The organism is Agarivorans sp. Toyoura001, from assembly GCF_005405585.1.
Lineage (GTDB): Bacteria > Pseudomonadota > Gammaproteobacteria > Enterobacterales > Celerinatantimonadaceae > Agarivorans.
The window spans coordinates 82975-104064 of record NZ_BJEQ01000014.1; the positions used below are offsets into that span (position 1 = coordinate 82975).

Annotated in this window: 17 protein-coding genes; 6 read left to right on the top strand and 11 right to left on the bottom strand. The window is 45.2% G+C overall.

What is annotated here, in order from left to right:
• Positions 1-14: 14 nt before the first annotated feature.
• Positions 15-650, bottom strand: a complete 636-nt coding sequence (rplC, locus tag FFR00_RS15765; protein WP_137674374.1) for a 50S ribosomal protein L3 — start codon at positions 648-650, stop codon at positions 15-17.
• 31 nt (positions 651-681) lie between these two features.
• Positions 682-993 (bottom strand): 30S ribosomal protein S10, encoded by a 312-nt coding sequence (gene rpsJ, locus FFR00_RS15770; RefSeq protein WP_137674375.1) that lies wholly within the window; start codon positions 991-993, stop codon positions 682-684.
• A 355-nt stretch (positions 994-1348) separates the two neighbouring features.
• Here rpsJ and FFR00_RS15775 point away from each other — a divergent pair, with 355 nt between their 5' ends.
• From FFR00_RS15775 to FFR00_RS15790, 4 genes are all read left to right on the top strand, one after another.
• On the top strand, positions 1349-3217 hold the full coding sequence (locus FFR00_RS15775; RefSeq protein ID WP_137674376.1) for an ATP-binding protein: 1869 nt from the start codon (positions 1349-1351) through the stop codon (positions 3215-3217).
• A gap of 19 nt (positions 3218-3236) precedes the next feature.
• Entirely contained in the window at positions 3237-3734 is a 498-nt protein-coding gene (locus FFR00_RS15780; RefSeq protein WP_137674377.1) for a response regulator, read from the top strand.
• A gap of 79 nt (positions 3735-3813) precedes the next feature.
• A complete protein-coding gene (locus FFR00_RS15785) occupies positions 3814-4182 on the top strand; it encodes an MmcQ/YjbR family DNA-binding protein (RefSeq protein ID WP_137674378.1) in 369 nt (122 codons plus the stop codon).
• A 10-nt stretch (positions 4183-4192) separates the two neighbouring features.
• Complete coding sequence (locus FFR00_RS15790) at positions 4193-5098, top strand: endonuclease/exonuclease/phosphatase family protein (RefSeq protein ID WP_137674379.1); 906 nt, start codon at positions 4193-4195, stop codon at positions 5096-5098.
• A gap of 45 nt (positions 5099-5143) precedes the next feature.
• Here FFR00_RS15790 and argH read toward each other — a convergent pair whose 3' ends face one another.
• The 5 genes from argH to argC form a co-directional block, all read right to left on the bottom strand.
• Entirely contained in the window at positions 5144-7021 is a 1878-nt protein-coding gene (gene argH / locus FFR00_RS15795) for an argininosuccinate lyase (RefSeq protein ID WP_137674380.1), read from the bottom strand.
• A gap of 84 nt (positions 7022-7105) precedes the next feature.
• Complete coding sequence (locus tag FFR00_RS15800) at positions 7106-8311, bottom strand: argininosuccinate synthase (RefSeq protein ID WP_137674381.1); 1206 nt, start codon at positions 8309-8311, stop codon at positions 7106-7108.
• Positions 8312-8354: 43 nt separating this feature from the next.
• Complete coding sequence (locus tag FFR00_RS15805; protein WP_137674382.1) at positions 8355-9269, bottom strand: ornithine carbamoyltransferase; 915 nt, start codon at positions 9267-9269, stop codon at positions 8355-8357.
• A gap of 9 nt (positions 9270-9278) precedes the next feature.
• The gene (gene argB / locus FFR00_RS15810; protein WP_137674383.1) at positions 9279-10055 is read right to left on the bottom strand and encodes an acetylglutamate kinase; all 777 of its coding nucleotides are present in this window, start codon (positions 10053-10055) and stop codon (positions 9279-9281) included.
• A gap of 9 nt (positions 10056-10064) precedes the next feature.
• Complete coding sequence (gene argC, locus FFR00_RS15815; protein WP_137674384.1) at positions 10065-11075, bottom strand: N-acetyl-gamma-glutamyl-phosphate reductase; 1011 nt, start codon at positions 11073-11075, stop codon at positions 10065-10067.
• Positions 11076-11486: 411 nt separating this feature from the next.
• On the opposite strand from argC, the gene ppc reads away from it, so the two are divergent.
• Positions 11487-14126 carry a phosphoenolpyruvate carboxylase gene (gene ppc / locus FFR00_RS15820; protein ID WP_235836244.1) on the top strand — a complete coding sequence of 880 codons (2640 nt, stop codon included), beginning with the start codon at positions 11487-11489 and terminating at the stop codon, positions 14124-14126.
• Positions 14127-14265: 139 nt separating this feature from the next.
• Positions 14266-15519 carry a hypothetical protein gene (locus FFR00_RS15825; RefSeq protein WP_201798757.1) on the top strand — a complete coding sequence of 418 codons (1254 nt, stop codon included), beginning with the start codon at positions 14266-14268 and terminating at the stop codon, positions 15517-15519.
• A 71-nt stretch (positions 15520-15590) separates the two neighbouring features.
• Here FFR00_RS15825 and metF read toward each other — a convergent pair whose 3' ends face one another.
• From metF to FFR00_RS15845, 4 genes are all read right to left on the bottom strand, one after another.
• On the bottom strand, positions 15591-16493 hold the full coding sequence (gene metF, locus FFR00_RS15830) for a methylenetetrahydrofolate reductase (protein ID WP_137674386.1): 903 nt from the start codon (positions 16491-16493) through the stop codon (positions 15591-15593).
• Positions 16494-16707: 214 nt separating this feature from the next.
• Entirely contained in the window at positions 16708-17193 is a 486-nt protein-coding gene (gene greB, locus FFR00_RS15835) for a transcription elongation factor GreB (RefSeq protein ID WP_137674387.1), read from the bottom strand.
• A 68-nt stretch (positions 17194-17261) separates the two neighbouring features.
• Complete coding sequence (locus tag FFR00_RS15840; RefSeq protein WP_235836245.1) at positions 17262-18320, bottom strand: substrate-binding domain-containing protein; 1059 nt, start codon at positions 18318-18320, stop codon at positions 17262-17264.
• A gap of 229 nt (positions 18321-18549) precedes the next feature.
• Positions 18550-20880 (bottom strand): glycoside hydrolase family 9 protein, encoded by a 2331-nt coding sequence (locus FFR00_RS15845; RefSeq protein WP_137674388.1) that lies wholly within the window; start codon positions 20878-20880, stop codon positions 18550-18552.
• Positions 20881-21090 lie beyond the last annotated feature (210 nt).

Here is a 21090-nt window from a genome sequence, read left to right on the forward strand (position 1 = left end):
ACTATCTCCTAGCGTTACGCTTTAACAGCAGGTTTAATGATCACGTTACCATTGGTAGCACCTGGTACGGCACCTTTAACCAAAATTAGGTTACGTTCAACATCAACACGTACAACATCTAGGTTTTGCGTAGTTACACGCTCAGCACCCATATGTCCGGCCATCTTCTTGCCCTTGAATACTTTACCTGGGCTTTGGTTTTGACCAATAGAACCAGGAGCACGGTGGCTCAAAGAGTTACCGTGAGTAAAATCTTGGGTAGCGAAGTTCCAGCGTTTAACACCGCCTTGGAAACCTTTACCTTTAGAAGTACCAGTAACGTCTACTTTTTTAACTTCATTGAACAAGTCAACTTTTAGCTCATCAGCTACGTTAACTTCTTCACCTTCACCGTCTGCTAGACGGAATTCCCACAGGCCGCGACCCGCGTCAACACCAGCTTTAGCGAATTGACCCGCTTCTGGTTTGCTAACACGACTTGCTTTTTTAGCGCCGGTGGTCACTTGTAGAGCACGGTAACCGTCGCTGTCCTCAGTGATAACACGAGTAACGCGGTTTGGCTCACATTCGATTACGGTAACTGGAATTGATGCGCCATCTTCAGTGAAGATGCGAGTCATTCCAACTTTACGACCGATTAGACCAATCATTGTAAAAACCTCTTATTAGTCAGACTCAGGCTTAGCCCAAGCTGATTTGCACATCTACACCAGCAGCAAGGTCAAGGCGCATCAAAGCGTCAACTGTTTTATCAGTTGGCTCAACGATGTCTACTAGACGCTTGTGGGTGCGAATTTCATACTGATCACGCGCGTCTTTATTAACGTGCGGAGATACCAGAATGGTGTAACGCTCTTTACGAGTAGGCAGTGGAATAGGACCACGAACCTGAGCGCCAGTGCGTTTGGCAGTTTCTACGATTTCCGCAGTAGATTGATCGATCAGACGGTGATCAAATGCTTTCAAGCGGATTCGAATTCTTTGGTTCTGCATTGACAGAGCTCCAAATAAAAAATTAAAGAACCTAACACACACCAACGACATCCTTATCCAAAATTTGGGGATGGTAGTGCATGCGACGAGTAACGTTTGCTTCCAAATCGGAAACACTGTTAGTAGTTAACTTAAACCAAGCTAACTAAATGAATTGCCTAAACAACTCAACCCACTAAATTAGTGAGCTGGCGTATTATACTCAAGCGAGGTTAAAAAACAAGTTAAACCAAAATAATTGTTCAATAGGTAATCACCCACAGCAAAAGAAGTCTCACCAAGCGTTAGATAGCTCGCAAAACCTTAATCATTGTAAGTCTATAATATTCAACAACAAGCGTTAACTTGGATTGCCATGACTCAGCACCACAGCCTGTTAATCATAAGCCAGCAGCCTTGGTCAACAATGCTTGAGCAAGCGAATGCCCCTTGGCGATACTGGTGCAGTGAAGACGTACCCGATAACTCGCAATTGCAACTTCACCATGTAGCACTGATTGTGATTGATACAGAGCGACTAGCCCAGCCGAACAATGCATTAGCCTTACAGGCCTTATTACAGCAGCCCGTTTACGAAAACCTTAAGCTGGTATTGCATCATACTCAGCAAATGCCCAGTGCCGAACAAGTGTTCCACTGGATAAATCAGTTTAGCCCAGATGCGATAATCCCCCCTAACAGCAGTGACAGCGAAATCACGCAGCTAATGCACAACAAATGGCCTATTCACCAACAGCAAACCGCTCAACAACGTTGGTTAGAAAAACAGCTAGCAGCACAAGTTGCACAGATTAGGGCTAACTTCTTTGACTATACCGCCTTAAGCGACCAACAACTTTCAGATAAAGTGATTTCGGCACTGTATGGTTTTTTCCAAGACAATGATGAAGACCACCTCTGTCGTACTTACAGCGCAAATCATGTGTTAACACAAGAAGGCCAAGCCAACCGCTTCTTATGGTTTATCGCTAAAGGTGAAGTGGTGCTTAAGAAGCAACAGGGTCAACACATACTCGAAGTAGCCCGCATGCAAGCCGGTTCATTAGTGGGAGGTATGTCTTTTGTTACCGGTGAGCTTGGTTTTACCAGTGCGGTCACCACGCAGCGAACCGACGTGATAAAACTTGACCGGGCAACCTTTGCCAAAGTACTCGATTCGAGCAGTCAATTGCTGCCTCTATTTACTAACCTGCTATTGCGCCATTTTAACCGACGTTTGCAAAAGAGCATTCATACCAAACTTACCTTGCAGAGTACCCTTAATTCTCTAGACTCCGCTCACGAACAGCTTATAGAAAAAGAGAAAATGGCAGTGCTTGGCCAGCTCATTTCCGGCATTGCTCATGAGTTAAACAACCCTGTGGCCGCAATCATTCGCGGTAGCGACACCATCGCCAAGCAATTACCCACCGTATTAAACAATGAGTTAACCCATCCACAACAGCAACTTGGCCATGAATTGCTCAAGGCAGCGTTTACTTTAAAACCTATGTCCACCAGCGAGATACGCCAGCACAGCAAAAACTCGATAGAACTTTTTGGTGATGCCATTACTGCAAGAAAAGCGGTAACTATAGGCCTAGACGGCCCCAGCTTGCGCCAACAATATTTGGAGTGCAGCGACACAGTAGATAATTCTCAGTTAATCGCAACGCTGGCGAGTTACCATCAAATCGGTAACTTCCTTCGCAATATTCAAGTTTGCGCTTCACGAATAGCTGAACTGGTAAAAGGCTTAAAACACTATGCAGGTCGCGATCCTGAGCAACCAGTACTGGCCGACTTGAACGAAGGCATAGCAGAAACCCTTGTGATTTTAGAGAATCGTTTACGTGGCTTCGAGGTTGAGTGTAGTTACGGCCTGTTACCGGTTTACCGCTGCCACCCTATCGCGTTGCAGCAAGTGTGGACAAACCTTATTGCCAACGCTCTAGACGCAATGGGGACTCATGGAAAACTCAGCGTAAGCAGCCAATATATCGAAGCCTCACCCAGCTATATCTCCATTTGTATTGAAGATAATGGCCCCGGCATCAAACCAGAGATTATAGAAAAGATATTCCAACTTAATTTCACCACCAAGCATGAAAGTAACTTCGGCTTGGGAATAGGTTTAACGGTGTGCCAACAAATAGTTGCACAGCATTTAGGCAGAATCGAAGTGGAATCTGAGCTAGGACAATTTACCCGTTTCATAATTACCTTACCATTGAATCAGACCTAGGACTTTAAGGAGCCGCACCATGGAACAATTATTGATTTTATGTGTTGATGATGAACGCGAAGTGCTCGACAGTGTACTACACGATATCGCCTCTTTAAGCCCACCTTTTACCATCGACGGTGCCGAGAGCGTAGCTGAAGCCCGCGAAGTGATAAAAGACTTTGAAGCGCAAGGTGGTCAACTCGCCCTCATTCTTGCCGATCACATCATGCCCGACGAACTCGGCATCGATTTTCTTATCGATCTTAATCACGCCGACAATAGCGAAGCAGCTAAAAAAATTCTGCTCACAGGGCAAGCTGGCCTGCACGATACCATTGAGGCCATTAATCGCGGCGGACTCAATTATTACCTAGCCAAGCCTTGGTCAGAAGATCAACTATTAAGCATTGTTAAAGAGAAGCTCACCGATTATGTGCTTGAACATTGCGGCAACCCCATGCCTTTTGCTCAAGTATTAGACGGCGAACGAATATTTAGCCATGTGTCACAGCATCGCATGGATATCGGTAACTGATACCAAGCAGCAAAGTATTCGCATAGTTGTATTTTCTGGCTACTATTGAGCATAAGCAAATCAACTGAAGCGCAATGATATGGAATATCAGCAACTAAAAGATTATTTAATGGCGAAACCAGAGGTAACTCAGGATTTGCCCTTCGCGCCTGACGTACCAGTGTTTAAGGTTCGTAGTAAAATGTTCGCGCTAGTGAGTTGGAAAGAGGGCGAGATGAGTATGAACCTGAAATGCCAGCCTGAGCAAATAGATGCGCTTATCGATATCTATCCCGCGATTACTCGTGGCTACCACATGAGCAAACGCCATTGGCTCACTATTCACTTTGATGGCAGCGATGCAGAAAACGAAGCGTTTCGCTTAATCGATAATTCTTTCGAGTTAGTGGTTAAAGGCATGAGCAAAAAAGCCCAAACTGAACTCCTTGCAGCCCAAGAAAACACTTAGGAACAGTGCATTGCGCACCACCAGCACTGTTCGTTTACTGACTCTACTTTTATTAGGTTTGATGCTAAGTGGCTGTGCCAACAACGCCCTCACAGAAAACTCTCAAGCGGTGCCTTTAAAAGTAGATTATTGGCCTCACTCAAACGTAGTAACAACGCCGCTTCCACAACTTAGAGTTGCAAGTATTAACCTTGCCCACGGCCGAAAAAATGTCTTAAACCAACTGCTAGTAAGTAGTACAACTACTCGGCAAAACTTGCTAGATATTGCGGCCTACTTAAAACAGCAAAACATTGATGTAGTTGCTCTGCAAGAAGCCGATGCCTCATCTGCTTGGTCAGGTTCTTTCAACCATGTTGAATATATCGCACAGCACGCTGGATACTCGTGGCACGCACACAGCTTACATAGCAACGGAAAACTTGCCAATTACGGTACTGCCATTTTATCTAAATACCCAATAAGCGAAGCCTATGCTTATCACTTTATGCCAACGCCCCCTACCACTACTAAGGGTTTTACCGCAGCCAAAATACACATTACTGCTACGCAAAGCGTGGATGTAGTATCACTGCACTTAGATTTTTCTCGCGCTAGCAAAAGGCGCCAACAGATGGCGGAACTAAGAGAGCGTTTTAACCAGCATGAAGGTAGCGCCATTATAATGGGTGACTTTAATAGTGAGTGGGAAAAAGATGAAAGCGTAGTTAGCCAGTTTGAAAACAACAGCCGCTATCGTGTTTATCAACCGCAAAGCACTCAACTTGCCAGCTATAAAAACAAACGCTTAGATTGGATATTTATCAGTAAAGACCTCCAATTTATTAACTATGAGCTGGGCCCAAATACCCTTAGTGATCATCGCCCAGTAATCAGCCTGATAAAGCTGAGTGAAACACTAAATTCCAGCCAATAAAAAAGCCTCGTTAAACGAGGCTTAATGATCAGTGGATGCACTTAACTAAGCAACATTTTGCTTATGAATAAGGGTGTTGTTATCCAGAATAAATTCTAATGCCACTTCATCACAAGCATGCTGACGAGGACAAATATCACAATCCTTCATTACCTTTTCAGGCAGCATGTTTTTAGAGGTAGGGCTAAAGCCAAGCTTCATGAAGAATTCTGGAACACGAGTCAGTACAAATACCTTCTCAATTTCCATCTTCTTGGCTTTCTTCATTAAGTGTTGCACCATGGCTCGGCCTTGGCCAGCACGCTGTGAGCCAGGGTTAACGCCTAATGAACGAATCTCTGCTAGGCCAGTATCGTACAAGTATAGCGATGCACACCCAGTCACCTTGCCAGCTTGCTCGCTTACCGTGAAATCTCCAACGGCTTGTACTAATTCAGGACGTGGTCGCGGTAAGTTTTCACCCGCTTGCGCCCAGTAGTTAACCATAGTTTCAATGGTATCTAAGTCGGTCATTCGAGCAGAGCGAACGTATAAACCTTTTACGTTACGTTTCGACAAGCGAGTTTCGGCTTCGGTTAAGGCATGCTCAACTTGCTCTGGCGCTACGCCGCCTAAGGCCTGGCGTTTAGCTAGCGTTGATTCTAGGGACAAGTTTGGATAAACGTCATCTTCAATCTCTGGCGCTAACTCTTTAAATTCAGTTAGGCTTAAGTCTTCAAGCGGAACGCCTTTCTCAATGGCTTTAACCACTGCAATGCCCACAATATGGTGCGCTTCGCGGAAAGGAATACCTTTAGCCACTAAGTAATCGGCCAGTTCAGTAGCATTTGAGTAACCACCTTTAGCGGCCTCAGTAGTGGTTTCTTCATGCACATCCATATCATCAAGCACCAACTCAGCCATGGCTAAGCAGTCACCCCAAGTATCTAGCGCGTCAAACAAACCTTCTTTGTCTTCTTGCATGTCTTTGTTATAAGCCAAAGGCAATGCTTTAAGGGTCATCATAATGCCCGACAATGCTCCGTATACTCGGCCGGTTTTACCACGGATAAGCTCTAGTGCATCTGGGTTTTTCTTTTGTGGCATCAATGATGAGCCAGAGGTCACTTGGTCTGACAAATCTAAAAATGCCGACTCACCCGAGTTATAAAAGATTAAATCTTCAGCCATGCGGCTTAGGTGAATCATACTAATAGAGGCAGTTGAGATAAGCTCAACCACGTGGTCGCGGTCAGACACTGAATCCAAGCTGTTACGCGTAGCACGGCGAAAGCCTAAATCTTTAGCAATTTGCTGACGATCCATTGGGTAGGCAGTACCGGCTAATGCGCCACAACCAAGTGGTGATACATCTAAACGGCTTAGGGCATCTTGCAAACGAGAGTAATCACGTTCAAACATTTCTACGTAGGCCATTGCCCAGTGAGAAAAAGTAACCGGTTGAGCGCGTTGCAAGTGAGTGTAACCTGGCAGCACAGTGTCTTGCTGTTGGCGAGCAAACTTAACCAGTTTTTGTTGCAGCTTGTCTAGGTGCTCGAGTAATTCAACACCTTGGCTTTTACACCACAATTTTAAATCGGTAGCAACTTGGTCATTACGGCTACGGCCTGTGTGAAGCTTTTTGCCTAAGTCGCCCACTCGTTGGATAAGTTGAATCTCTACCCATGAGTGAATATCTTCAGCATCACTGCCCAAAATCTGTTGCGGGTTTTCAGCAACTTGTTTACCCAAATCCAATAAGGCCGATTCCAAGCGCTGTTGCTCGTCGGCGGTAATTACGCCCACACTTAACAATGCTTTCGACCATGCAATTGATCCGGTTATGTCTTGCTCCGCTAAACGATAATCAAAACGTAACGAATCATTGAACTGCTTAAATCTGGTATCTGCAGCTTGGCTAAAACGCCCACCCCACAATGCCATTTTACTCTCCATTTATTATTGCAAAGACCCCAGAGCAAATTGCCTCTGAGGTCTGTGTATTTCCTGCTTATACGTCGGCCAATCTTATTTGCTATTTAAAGCACGGATCCGGCTGGCTAGAGAGTATAAACGAATAAAGCCTTCAGCGTGCTTTTGATCGTACACTTGGTCTTCACCAAAAGTGGCAAACTCTTCTGAGTACAAGCTATTTGGTGAGCGTTTTTGTACCGCTACCGCTTGGCCTTTGTATAACTTAATCACTACGTCACCGTTAGCATCTGCAGCCATTGCTTCAGAAGCGGCGATTAGTGAAGTACATAAAGGCGTGAACCAACGACCGTCATACACCAAGTGTGCCATTTCTTGACCCACTTTTTCACGCCAAACACGTGACGTTTTATCGAGTACTAGTTCTTCAATCGCACGTAAAGCAGCCACAATTACCGTGCCGCCTGGCGTTTCGTAACAACCACGAGACTTCATACCTACGGTGCGGTTTTCGGTAATGTCGATACGGCCAACACCATGAGCTGCGGCAATGTCGTTCAGCTTCATGACTACTTGGTAAGGGCTTAATGCTTCATCGTTTACTGCAACAACACGGCCATTTTCAACTTTAAGGTTTACGTATTCTGGCTCGTTTGGCGCATCTACTGGATCAACCGTTAATGTCCACACACCTTTACTTGGCTCATTCCATGGGTCTTCTAGCTCGCCACCTTCATGTGAAATGTGCCACGCGTTAGCGTCACGGCTATAGATTTTGGTAGCAGAAGCAGTGGTTTCGATGTTGCGCTCTGCTAGGTAATCGAGCAAATCTTCACGGCTTTCCATTTCCCATTCACGCCAAGGTGCAATCACTTTTAGCTCTGGAGCAAGGGCTGCAAAGCAGCTTTCGAAACGAATTTGGTCGTTACCTTTACCAGTACAACCATGACATACCGCATCGGCACCCACTTTACGGGCTACTTCTACTTGGGCTTTAGCAATAATAGGACGCGCCATTGAAGTGCCTAACAAGTAAGTACCTTCATATACAGCACCAGTAGCGATAGTTGGGTAGATGTAGTCAGCAACAAACTCTTCTTTAAGGTCAACGATGTAACACTCTGAAGCACCAGACGCTAAGGCTTTTTCTTCAAGCCCAACCAACTCTTCTTCGCCTTGGCCTACATCGGCACAAAAGGCAACAATTTCACAATCGTTGTAGGTTTCTTTTAACCACGGAATGATGGCCGACGTGTCCAAACCACCTGAGTATGCTAATACAACTTTTTTGATATCTGACATTCTTAAAATTCCTTGTTCAACTCAGCTTTTAGCTGAATAGCCACTAACTTAATAAACTCACTAATACGGCGTTTTGTGCATGCATGCGGTTCTCAGCTTGATCAAAGATCAACGACTGAGGCCCATCCATCACTTCCGAAGTAATTTCCAACTCGCGGTGAGCAGGTTGGCAATGCAGTACGTGGTTAATGCCACATGATTGCATCAAATTTTGGTTAATCTGATAAGCCATGTACTTATCTTTTACAGATTGCAGCGGCGTATCGTCGCCCATCGATACCCAAGTATCGCCGTAAACCACATCGTAGCCTTTAATGTCTTCCACATTGTTGGTAACAATAATTTTGCCACCGTGGATTTTAGCTAGCTCGTTGGCCTTTTGTACAATTTGAGCGTCTGGGCTTGCGCCCAGTGGGCACACAGCAGCGACTTCCATCCCTAAAATGGCTCCGCCCAATAACAACGAATGGGTGACGTTATTACCTTCACCCAAATAAGCTAACTTCACTTTGCTTAAATCTGAGTATTGCTCGCTAATGGTTTGAAAATCGGCAAGCCCTTGGCAAGGATGGTATAAATCACACAGGGAATTGATGATAGGCACCGACGAATTATCTCGCAGGGTTTGTAATGTTTTGTGCGAAAACACGCGTGCAACAATGGCATCGGCCCAGCGAGTAATATTTGATGCGAAGTCTTTTACACTTTCACGCTCGCCCATGGCACCGTTTTGTTGATCTAGGTATACCGCATGGCCGCCTAAGCGGTTAATGCCAATATCAAAGGTGACGCGAGTACGTAACGACGGTTTTTCGAAAAGGGTTACCACACTTTTCCCGGCCAAGGTTTGGCCGTAATCTTTTGGTGCTTTCTTAATTTTAGCGGCCAATTCCAGTAGCCCTAAAATTTGCTCTTGAGTTAAGTCCTGCAAGCTCAGCAGGTGTTTAAAATCACTCATCTTCTTTCCTTAAACGGTAACCTGAGTCCCTACCGACTCACCATTGTGTGTTTGTCCAGCTAACAAGCTGGCCAGTTTCGCTGGATCTTTCCATGATGCTAGCGCTACTGGTGTTTGTAAAAATGCTGCAGCATCTAAAGCGGCATTCACTTTTACCGTCATGCCATCGGTAATCACACCGTCGGCAATTAATTTCTCAGCTAATTGGCTATTTAACTCAGCCACCAGCTGCTTATTTTGGTCAAGCACACCAGCAACATCAGACAACAATACCAATTGGCCTTGTAATAGTTTGCACACAGCTAAAGCCGCTTGGTCAGCGTTTACATTATATAACTCGCCGTCTTCACCAATACCAATGGAACTCAACACTGGCACATGGCCTAAGCTGATTAAGCTGCTTAACAAAGCAGGGTTGCTTGGTGATGCTTCACCTACATGGCCCAACCGTGGGTCCATTTGCACAACCTTGCAACTGCCAGCGTCACTTAAACATAAACCCACAGCCGATAAACCTGCTTTTAAAGCTTGGGCTAATAGCAATTTGTTACTGGTACCTGCAAGGGCACCAACCACATAAGGGATTTGTTCTTTTGGGGTAATACGCAAGCCGTCTAGCTTTTCTGATACAAAGCCGGTTTTAGCCAATACGTCTTCAACCACCACGCCACCGCCATGCACCAATACAATAGGTTGCGAAACTTGCTGAAGCGCAGCAAACAAGTTATCCAAGGCTTGAGCATTATTCAATACCGCGCCGCCTAATTTAATCACTAATGGTTTCATAATTAGCCCTTAAACTAGCGATTCGCTAACGGCAAAGCCGTTACGAATGTTTAAACATTGAATGGCTTGGCTAGCGGCCCCTTTCAATAAGTTGTCTTCGGCCGATACCACAATTAAGTCATCGCCTTGTTGCTGCCAAGCTAAATCAATAAATGGCGTGCTTTCAACTTTAGCGATTGATGGCCACTCACCGCTTAGCAAACGCACAATGTTTTGTCCGGCGTAAGCTTGCTGATAAGCCTCATTAACTTGTTCTTCGGTAGTTCCCACTTTTAGGCAAACATTAATGGTGGCTAGAATACCGCGCTTAAAGTTACCGAGATGAGGAGTGAAAATAACCGGGTGACCTAAGTGCGCAGCAATTTCTGGCTGATGACGATGATTAAATACGCCGTAAGGCGCTAAGCTAACTTCGCAGAATGAGCTGGTTAAAGATGCTTTACGCCCAGCCCCACTCACCCCACTGGTGGCATTAATAATCGCTTTGCTGCTTTCATCAATCAGCCCTGCCTCGGCCAAAGGCTTAAGTGCAGTAAGAGAGGCGGTAGGGTAACAACCAGCAACAGCCACTAAATCGGTTTGCTTAATTTGCTCGGCGTTCCATTCAGCTAAACCGTATACGGCTTTTTCTAATAACTCAGGAAATTGATGAGTAAAACCATAGAATTTTTCGTAGAACTCTGCACTTTGAACACGAAAGGCACCCGACAAATCGAACACCTGACAGCCGGCCGCCAAAAACGCCTCGGCTAAATCGTGACTTACCTCGTGTGCGGTCGCCAGTAAAACAATGTCAACATCGGCAAAGGTATTGGCAATATCAGCAACAATTAACGGTTGTACCGGCGCATCTACCACGCCGCGTAATTTACCGTGCAAGGCAGACAGTGCCTTGCCTGCGTCTAAGCTACGCTCTGATACGTACAAACCCGCAAGCATTAATTGAGAGTGGCGACTAACATAAGCCGCTAACTCTGCACCGGTGTACCCACTTGCTCCAACAATCGCAGCCTTTAACATCGTTTCTTGTTCCCTTGAAATCTTATGGCATAGTGTTTTTTGTAAGAGGCTATTTTACTGACCAATTAAACAAAAAGTCACTTTTTTAAGCACAATTTTTTTGGTGCTTATCTACTATAAGCGGAGCATACCACAGGCAATTCTTTATGCAATAAAAATGAATTTTTATTTACCTTTGATTTTATAAACATCGACTAAAAAGAAGCGAAAACAAAGTCGCAGTTCTACAAATATCGACAATAATCTATGGGGAAGCGCTTGATCCTAAGCAAAGGATTCGTCGTTAACTGTAATTTAATTACATGTATTTTGACTATATGGCCAGTCTTAGGTATGTTTTTGCATCAGGACTAGGGTGATTTAGTAAAAAAATTTCAATAATCGCTAGCAAACACAAGTGAAGGAAAAAGAATGAGCCAAACAATGCCTCAAGAAATCAATGGGTCGTTACGAGGAAATGTTAACTTACTCGGACAACTACTTGGCAACACCATTAAGAGCCACATGGGAGAAGCGTTTCTAGAAAAAGTAGAAACCATTCGCCAGCTAGCTAAAGCTTCACGAAATGATGATGACCAAGCCCGCGAGCAACTACTAGAGTTATTGCGTAACCTAAGTGATGACGAGCTACTGCCGGTAACCCGCGCCTTTAGCCAATTTTTGAATCTTGCCAATATTGCCGAACAGTTTCACACTATTTCGCGCAATTGCGAAGGCAGTACCTGCGCACAAGATCCTATCGACTTGGTGTTTCAAAAACTAAAAAGCGAAAACTTGAGCGAAGCTGAAATTCATCATGCTGTAGCGCAACTGAATATAGAGCTAGTACTTACTGCTCATCCTACCGAAGTAACTCGCCGCACCTTAATTAACAAACACGTTGCCATTAACAATTGCTTAGATTGGTTGGAACTAGATCTGCCTGACCGAGAACGTAGCCAATTACTTGGCCGCTTAGAGCAATTGGTTAATCAAGCTTGGCATACTGATGAGATTCGCCAGCAACGCCCTACTCCCGTAGATGAAGCTAAATGGGGCTTCGCAGTAATCGAAAACTCTTTATGGCATGCCGTACCTGATTTTGTTCGCCAGCTGGACAACAAACTAGGCCAACACTTTGACATGCGTATGGCACTCGATGCTGCGCCAGTAGTATTTTCTTCGTGGATGGGTGGTGACCGCGACGGTAATCCTTTTGTTACCGCAAATGTTACCGAAGAAGTATTGCTTTCTAGCCGCTGGGTAGCGGTAGATTTGTACTTAAAAGAAATACAAACCTTGGTTAGCGAATTGTCGATGAGCGATGCCAATGAAGCACTGCTTGAGCAAACTGGCGACCAAAGCGAACCTTACCGCGCGCTACTAAAAGTATTACGTAGCGAGTTGCAAGAAACTCACGACTACTTAACGGCTAAATTAAAAGGCCAATACACCGAAGCCCGTGACCTTATTACCAATACCGAGCAACTGCGCGAGCCTTTAGAGCTTTGTTACTATTCGCTACAAGACTGTGGCATGGGCATTATTGCCGACGGTACCTTGCTAGATTTACTGCGTCGTATTGCCTGTTTCGGTATCAACTTACTGCGCTTAGACATTCGCCAAGATAGCGGTCGTCACGAGGAAGTATTTTCGGAAATCACTCGCTACTTAGGCATGGGTGATTACGCACATTGGAACGAAACCGATAAACAGCACTTTTTATTACAAGAATTGAATTCAAAACGTCCATTATTCCCGCGCGCTTGGGAGCCTAGTGAGTCGGTTCAAGAAGTACTAGATACCTGTGCCGTTATTGCCAAGCAAGAACGCGAAGCCTTAGGTATTTACATTATTTCTATGGCCAGTGAGCCATCAGACGTATTGGCGGTTCAACTATTGCTGCAAGAAGCTGGTTGTCCATTCCGTTTACCTGTTGCCCCATTGTTCGAAACGCTAGACGATTTGAACAACGCTCCAGCGACTATGAGCAAGCTGTTATCTATTGACTGGTATCGCGGTTATATCTCGGGTCAGCAACATGTAATGATTGGTTACTCTGATTCCGCTAAAGATGCTGGCGTACTTGCTGCTTCATGGGCACAGTATCGCGCACAAGAGGCCCTAGTCTCTATCTGCGAAGGCCATTCTATTAGTTTAACCTTGTTCCATGGTCGTGGCGGTACTATTGGTCGTGGTGGTGCTCCGGCACACGCCGCACTGTTGTCGCAACCTCCGGGTTCATTAAAAGGTGGCTTACGTGTGACCGAGCAAGGCGAGATGATTCGCTTTAAGTTTGGTTTACCAAAAGTAGCCTTAGACAGCTTAAATCTTTACGCCAGTGCGGTACTAGAAGCTAACTTAGTTCCACCGATGGAGCCAAAGGATGAATGGCGCGGCGTGATGGACCAAATCGCTGAGACCTCTTGCGAAGCCTACCGTGGCATTGTTTGGGGCGAAGAAGATTTTGTGCCTTACTTCCGCGCAGCCACTCCAGAACGTGAACTGGCTAAACTGCCATTAGGTAGTCGCCCTGCGAAGCGCCGCTCCGACGGTGGTGTAGAAAGCTTACGCGCCATTCCATGGATTTTCTCATGGAGTCAAAACCGTTTGCTACTTCCTGCTTGGTTAGGCAGTGGTGCAGCGTTCGAAGGTTTGATTAAAGACGGTAAGAGTGAATTATTAACCGAGATGCGCGCGTGGCCATTCTTTGATAATCGCCTAGCAATGTTAGAAATGGTATTTATGAAAGCTGATACTTGGCTATCTAAAATCTATGATGACCGCTTGGTTGAGCCAGAGCTGCAAGTACTTGGTGAAAAACTACGTACTAAGCTAGAAACAGCCAAAGCCGCTATTGTGTCGCTAGCACCAGATAATCGCTTGTTAGCGAATCAAGCTTGGGTAGTAGAATCGCTTAATTTACGTAACCCGTATATTGATCCTCTACATGTATTGCAGGTTGAACTGCTTAATCGTTCTCGTGCCAACGAAGAACTATGCCCAGTTGTAGACCAAGCCTTGATGGTGAGTATTGCAGGTATCGCAGCCGGCATGCGTAATACCGGCTAAGTAATAAACTTGAGTAATAACAACCCCGCTTTACGCGGGGTTGTTTGTTCTTAGGCTAAGCTAACACTCTATTTAACTATTTACAGCAAGAAGCCGCTAGGCTTCACGGCGTCGCTCATTGATCCTTAGGATGTCTTCAATGCAACAATACAAAGGATGGTTATTTCTCGCCTCATTACTGCTTTATCTACTGCATGCTTTTGAAGTAATAGGCGTTGGCTTAGCCACTGTAGTGACTTGGGCGGCGGCACTGGCGTACTTGCCACAGTTAAGCCGCGCAATACGCATTCAGGCGGGCTGTTTGTTAAGTATAGGCATTGTTTTGTTGTTGCTCGCCGCTAGCCAAAATACCTTGCTAAGCCCAATAGACGTTTTGTCTATTAACCTCCCCTTATTAGCCATGTTTAGTGCGGTGTCTTTCCTCGCCTTAGCCAATCCAGAAAACCAGCAAAACCCACTACCCACCGGTAAACGCAGCATCGCCTCTACCGCCTTAGGGGTGAACTTGCTTGGCGCTATAATCAACCTGTCGATAATCTTTATTGTTGGCGACCGATTAGCGAAGCAAAAGCAACTCACCAACGCTCAGCAAAAGGTACTTATGCGTTGCTTTTGTGCGGCTGCCTGGTGGTCTCCTTTTTTCATTGCCACCGCAGTATCCATTACCTACGCGCCAGGCATGCAGTGGTTAGATGTATTATTGCCAGGGGCCTTAATGGCCTTGATTGCACTTATTTTTACCACCGCAGAAGTTTCGCTACGCGATAAAGACAGTTTTGCCGGCTACCCATTGCGCCGCGAGAGTTTAACCATTCCTTTTGTATTGGCGGTCACGGTTATCGGGCTACATTTTGCCTTTCCTGATGTCAGTATTATTTTGATGATTACCTGTTTAGCGCCTATTGCAGCGCTCACCTTTGCCAAAGGTAAGTCGAAGGTAATTATCGCTCGGCAGTTCATTACGCACCGCCTATCTAACGTAGGTAGCCAATATGTGCTGTTTTTAGCGGCGGGGGTATTCTCTGCTGGCATTAAAGCCTTGTTATTGGCCTATCCTGAAACCTTGAGCTTACATAACATTGAATTTTCACATCAAACCTTTGCAGTAGTATTGGCTCTGATGATTGTGGCCTGCATGTTTGGTATTCATCCAGTGATTAGTATCTCTTTAGCCAGCCCATTGTTATTACCCCTTAACCCAGAACCAAGCCAGTTAGGCTTTTTATTCCTTAGCTCTTGGGCAATCTCTACCGGTAGCAGTCCTTTGTCGGGTGTAGGCTTAACTATGATTGGGCGTTATCAGTTTTCAACTTCGCAAATCCTAAAAAACAACTGGTATTACGCGTTGAGTATGTGGCTGATTTGTTCCGCGGTAAATGCCTTGTTAATGTAGCCAGCCAAGTTGCTCAAAATAAAAAAGGCTTAGCGTTTGCTAAGCCTTAATAGATAAATCAGAGCCAATACTTAAGCTGGGATTGCCTCTGCCGGGCGCACACCTAGCGTATGGCAAATAGCATAAGATAACTCAGAGCGATTAAGTGTATAGAAGTGGAAGTCTTTCACTCCTTCGCGAGACAATACTTTCACCATCTCAATGGCAACGCTCGCTCCCACTAGGTTACGGGTTGTTTGGTCGTTATCTAAACCTGCAAACTGTCCATGTAGCCAACTAGGTACTTTTACATTGGCAAACGAAGCAAACTTTTTCAGAGTTTTGTAATTCGATACCGGCAAAATTCCCGGTACAATTTCGCCTTCAATGCCTATGGCCGCGCAGCGATCTCGAAAGCGTAAATAGCTTTCAACGTCGAAGAAAAACTGCGTAATCGCGCGATTAGCGCCCGCATCCATTTTACGTTTAAGCGCAAGCAAATCAGCTTGAGCACTTTTTGCTTCTGGGTGCACTTCTGGATAGGCCGCCACCGAAATATCAAAGTCAGCTTCTTCTTTAAGTAGCGCCACCAAATCACTCGCGTACATTTGCGGTTTAGCCGAACCTTCTGGCAAATCTCCCCGTAAAGCAACAATATCTTTAATACCACTGTTCCAGTAGTCACGAGCAATTTGGCGCAACTCATCGGGCGTAGAATCAATGCAGGTTAAGTGCGGCGCCGCCGCTAAGCCGGTACGATCTTTAATGGCTTTGATTACCTTGTGAGTGCGATCTCGTGTTCCCGAGTTGGCGCCATAAGTCACGGATACAAACTTTGGTTTTAAGGTTTGTAAACGCTCGATAGACGACCAAAGCGTTTGCTCCATCGTTTCTGTGGTAGGCGGAAAGAACTCAAAGGACACGTTAATATCGCGGTTAAGCTCGCTTAAGCTTTGATTCAGTGTTTCGATTTGTTGCGCGTTGTGAAATCCCATTGACCTTCTCCGTTAAAGACTTTTAGACGTCTATACCGCTAGATACTAAAGAGATGGCTAATGAAGTCAACGCTATTCATGTTGTACTTAGCTTTAGATGAAATATTTTCAACATCAAGTAAATCACCGCTTAACGATTAATATCTATGATTTATCTAAAACTAACCCGTAAATAAAACCTTAGCAGAGGGAGAAGTGGTAACTATTTACCTCTTTATTCGCTATCAAAAGGCGTGTAACGAATATGATTAATCCACCATTCTTTGGTGCCTTCAGGCGTTTTTACAAACACATCATCGTCTACTTGCTTACCAATTAATGCGCGAGCCATGGGGGAGTCGATAGTGATGTAACCCAACTTAGGGTCTATTTCATCGGTGCCAACAATACGGTAGCGCACCACGGTAGCATCGTCGTTTTCTAATTCGACCCATGCGCCAAAAAACACTTTGCCAATTTGCTGTGGATAATGATCAACAATCTCTAATGCGTCGAGACGTTTATTTAAAAACCGCAGCCGAGAGTCGATACGGCGTAACTCGCGTTTACCTTCTTTATACTCGGCATTTTCTGAGCGATCGCCAAGCGCAGCGGCTTCCGAAACAGCTTGAGTGACTTCTGGTCGTTTTACCTTCCATAAGTATTTAAGTTCTTTGTCTAATTTGTGCCAGCCGGCGCGGGTAATTAAGTTGGTTTTCATGGTGTTTTATAGTCTCTGCCTAAGCCGGTAATTATAAACGACTTAGGCAGGATAACGGCAAGAGTTTGTTACATGATGTGGGCTTGAGTGGTTTCGCGTTTCACTAATTCCACTGGCGGTAACCTAAATTGTTGATTAGCTCCGCCGTTTAACATATCCAATATGGCTAGCGCTGCGGCATAACCAGTATCAAAAATAGGTTGGCGAACCGTGGTTAAAGGCGGAATGAAAAACGCCGAACTTGGCACATCATCAAAACCAATCACAGAAACACGTTCTGGCACTGGCCGCTTAGCTTGATACAAGGCTTGCATAGCACCGTAGGCGGTTAAATCGTTGGCGGCAAAAATTGCACTAAACTGGCGCTTGTTGGCCAATAAACGCTGCACAGCATCAAAACCAGATTGCTCGGTAAAGTCACCCTGCTCCACCAGCTGCAATTTAACTGGCAAACCTGCATGTTCCATCGCTTGGCAATAACCTTCGTAACGCTGTTGAGCATCAGGATGATCGGCATTACCTTTGATATGAACAATTTCTCGATGGCCTAATTGAATCAGGTGATTGGTGGCCATGTAAGCGCCCACCGAATTTTCAATTTTGATTGAACGTAAGCGTGCTGCTTCAAGTTCACGGCCTAGGGCCACAATTGGGCGCTTCTTAGAAAACTCAAGCACCTGATCATCACTTAAACCACCTGTAACAATAATAATACCGTCTACCGAACGCGACAGTAATAGCTGCATCGACTCGGTTTCTTCTTCGGTATTCCAGTGCCCTGTAACAATAATATGTGAGTAACCTTGAGCCAGTAATACTTCTTCTATACCGCGCAAAATAGAGGCATAAAATGGGCTATCTGGATGTTGTACCAATACCCCAATCGTCATGGTGCGGCTGCTAGCACTGGCACCTGTTTGCTGGCCAGGCTTGTAACCTAGTTCAACCATAGCCGCTTGAATTTGTTTACGTTTAGCATCAGACACATAGGTAGTCTGGTTCATAAACCGAGACACGGTACTCGGCGAAACGCCCGCTAACGCTGCAACGTCATATACTGTAGAGCGTTGTTCCAATTTGCTTTTATCTTTCACTGTTATTCTCTGACAACTAACCCGAGTTTGCATTTTATCTCCTCTTTGCCAGGTCATATGGTGGTATACCAAAGAGACAAAATTCCTGCCCCACTATATACGTCTACTTAGCTAAGAACTTGCTTTGAATGAATTTGAGCCCCAAAACGACGTCGCAGATCACATTATCTGAACGCACCAGCGCTTAGTTAAAGCATTTGCTTTAGTAAAAGATAAATAAAGGCCAACCTTAGGTTGGCCTAGTTACTTGCTTTTATTGAGCTTATTTCGCTAAGCGGTGCTCATCTAACACACTACTTACCCAGACTAATGGTGCATTCCAGTTGATGGTAATTTCGTTCAATGTCCAAGCACCGATTTCGTCAACAAAACACGTTTGGCCAATACATTTACCTTTCATACCGGCCGCAACAGGGTCACTAAAGCTAATAGAGTTTGGTCCACCCGACAATGCTCCTGGAGCAGGTTTTGGCGAGTTTTCATCAGCTTGATGCGCCCAAAAACGATGGTGAGGATTTTTTAGTGGGTTACTGCCGTAGCCAGTAATGTAAGACTGATCCAAAGGATTACGCCCTAGAATGTAGTCCATGGCATGCACTAAAGCTTGCATATACTTGCTGTCACCACTGTAATCTGCAGCATAAGTTAAGAATATGCCACGGTTCACTAAATTGGAGTTAGATCCCCAAGGGTATTGTTCGGCAGTATAGGGAATGTGGTAACCCTCTTTTGCCAATTGCGCCGAATAACCGTCGGCTGTAGCAATGATCTTAGCGCGTGCCTTATCACGGGTGGCCTCATCTAATTTGCTTGGCACGAGCGCAAGGCTTAAAGTACCGGCCGAGCTTAAATCCTGCCAGAACAAATCACCTTTAGCGGTTTCATCTCCTAGAGGAGCCGCTAAGAAAGCAGGCGATGCTTTTAGGGCTTCTAGATACTGAGCTTCGCCAGTGCTAATGAATAACTCGGCGGCTGCCCAGTAAAACTCATCGGCTAATTCCGTGTCGCCATATGGGCCTGAACCGGTAAAGTTATCGTAAGCGTACACTTCTGGGTGCTTAGCTGCGGCTTGCCATGCGCGGCTAGCGGCAGTTGAGCACTGCGCAGAAAAATCAGCATCAATCTCTTTCCATATACGCGCACACTGGGCAGCGGTAGCCGCTAAGTTAAGTGTGGCAGCTGTACTTGGTTGGCCAACATAGCGCTTTTGAGTATCTTTATGTGGAGGTAGCGGCATGCCGGTCCACTTTTCATCGGCCACTTTATGAAAGGCTAATCCTGAGGCATCAATTTCAGTCAGCTTTAAGGCACTTAAATTATCTTGCTGGTTACCGACCGGCACAAATACTTTTTTGCCTTCAGGAATTTGCATTGCCAACATGAATTCCATGTTCCAGCGAGCTTCATCCAAGAGGTCATTTACTCCATTACCAGCTTCTGGAATGGCTTGTTTGCCATCAGCAAAGGGCTCTGGTGCGTCATCAATCCATAACGAACGCTCGTAAAGGTTCATTAAGGTCCAGGTACTAATACCACCATTCACCACGTATTTGCCATGGTCGCCAGCATCATACCAACCGCCGGTTAAGTCCATATCAAAATCACAGCCTGGCCATTGATTCCCTTTGTCATCGGCTTTATCAAAACAGCTCACAACATCTGAGGGGTGACCCGCTGGGCGCGCTAGATTAGCGCGCTGTACGAAATCAGCTTTTACCTCAATACCGCTGCGGTTTTGGTAAAAGTAAGCTAATGCGTCATGTTTTAATTTACCGTACAGATCCTCGGTAATACTGAAGGGATGGCTTGATTGGCCAGCAGATTCTAAGGTTAAACCTGTTTGTGGTGTGTTGATTCGGCTAAAGTCAGCCCGGTGCACATTCTCTCCAGAGCTTTTGTTCTCTCCAAATACTTGTGTTTTACCGTTCGCCAGTACTTCCCCTTTAGCATCTTTCAACTGCCAAAAAATAGGTTGCTGCGAGTCACTGTTAATAACGGCAAACTTCTCAGATGTTGGAAAGAAGCCCAACTGATTAAGTCGCACCTTGGGGATATTGTTCACAATGACAAAGGATTTGCCCTTCACCGAAATGTTACTAAAGCAGACATTGGCTTCTTGCTGAGCGCCTAACTGAAATTGAAACTCTGTTTTCGCATCACTGGAAACCTCTTGAGTAAACGTAAAGCTAAAGGCTTTTGGCTCGGTAGATACCTCAATAGCTTGATTGAAGTATTGAGTGTAAGGTGCACCTTCATGTTGAATAAGCGTAGTAAAGGCAGTGTTTTTATTGGCTCGGGCGGTAAAATCAATCGAATAGCTTTCGCCCTCCTCCAAACCAAAACCACGCTGACCTAAAATAACATCCCATGGGTTAGACCCGGCACGTTTAATATCCATACAGGCTTCGCCATCTTTAATAACAAGCTCTGCGCCAGTAGACCACCAACCATTGGTGCCACCGCCAAACGCTGCATTTTGCAACATTTCATCACCCGCTGAATGGGCTGAGGTACTAACTAAACTCGCCAAGATGAGTCCTTGGCTTAAAGAACTAACGTTTAAACTGAATAGGGGCTTTCTGCTCGCGCTCATTTCGCTCTCCTTGAACTGAGGCATTAAAATCACTATCACTGTAATCAGTAAACTTTGTTTATTTAAGGCTTGAGCTCACATATCCATGACCAAATGGATGCAACCAAACATATCTATGAACCAGTTATGAAAAAAAACTCACGTTGTGAAATTGTTTTCACATTATTAACTTTTTAAACAGTTAATTTCTTCTTGAAGCCACACAATAAC

What these genes read in the sequence shown, in the direction of transcription:
- FFR00_RS15785 (WP_137674378.1), top strand. Translation starts at nt 3,814, where the DNA reads ATGGAATATCAGCAACTAAAAGATTATTTAATGGCGAAACCAGAGGTA.
- metF (WP_137674386.1), bottom strand. Translation starts at nt 16,493, where the DNA reads ATGGGATTTCACAACGCGCAACAAATCGAAACACTGAATCAAAGCTTA.
- FFR00_RS15845 (WP_137674388.1), bottom strand. Translation starts at nt 20,880, where the DNA reads ATGAGCGCGAGCAGAAAGCCCCTATTCAGTTTAAACGTTAGTTCTTTA.
- greB (WP_137674387.1), bottom strand. Translation starts at nt 17,193, where the DNA reads ATGAAAACCAACTTAATTACCCGCGCCGGCTGGCACAAATTAGACAAA.
- FFR00_RS15800 (WP_137674381.1), bottom strand. Translation starts at nt 8,311, where the DNA reads ATGTCAGATATCAAAAAAGTTGTATTAGCATACTCAGGTGGTTTGGAC.
- ppc (WP_235836244.1), top strand. Translation starts at nt 11,487, where the DNA reads ATGAGCCAAACAATGCCTCAAGAAATCAATGGGTCGTTACGAGGAAAT.
- FFR00_RS15775 (WP_137674376.1), top strand. Translation starts at nt 1,349, where the DNA reads ATGACTCAGCACCACAGCCTGTTAATCATAAGCCAGCAGCCTTGGTCA.
- FFR00_RS15825 (WP_201798757.1), top strand. Translation starts at nt 14,266, where the DNA reads ATGCAACAATACAAAGGATGGTTATTTCTCGCCTCATTACTGCTTTAT.
- argH (WP_137674380.1), bottom strand. Translation starts at nt 7,021, where the DNA reads ATGGCATTGTGGGGTGGGCGTTTTAGCCAAGCTGCAGATACCAGATTT.
- argC (WP_137674384.1), bottom strand. Translation starts at nt 11,075, where the DNA reads ATGTTAAAGGCTGCGATTGTTGGAGCAAGTGGGTACACCGGTGCAGAG.
- rplC (WP_137674374.1), bottom strand. Translation starts at nt 650, where the DNA reads ATGATTGGTCTAATCGGTCGTAAAGTTGGAATGACTCGCATCTTCACT.
- argB (WP_137674383.1), bottom strand. Translation starts at nt 10,055, where the DNA reads ATGAAACCATTAGTGATTAAATTAGGCGGCGCGGTATTGAATAATGCT.
- rpsJ (WP_137674375.1), bottom strand. Translation starts at nt 993, where the DNA reads ATGCAGAACCAAAGAATTCGAATCCGCTTGAAAGCATTTGATCACCGT.
- FFR00_RS15840 (WP_235836245.1), bottom strand. Translation starts at nt 18,320, where the DNA reads ATGCAAACTCGGGTTAGTTGTCAGAGAATAACAGTGAAAGATAAAAGC.
- FFR00_RS15805 (WP_137674382.1), bottom strand. Translation starts at nt 9,269, where the DNA reads ATGAGTGATTTTAAACACCTGCTGAGCTTGCAGGACTTAACTCAAGAG.
- FFR00_RS15780 (WP_137674377.1), top strand. Translation starts at nt 3,237, where the DNA reads ATGGAACAATTATTGATTTTATGTGTTGATGATGAACGCGAAGTGCTC.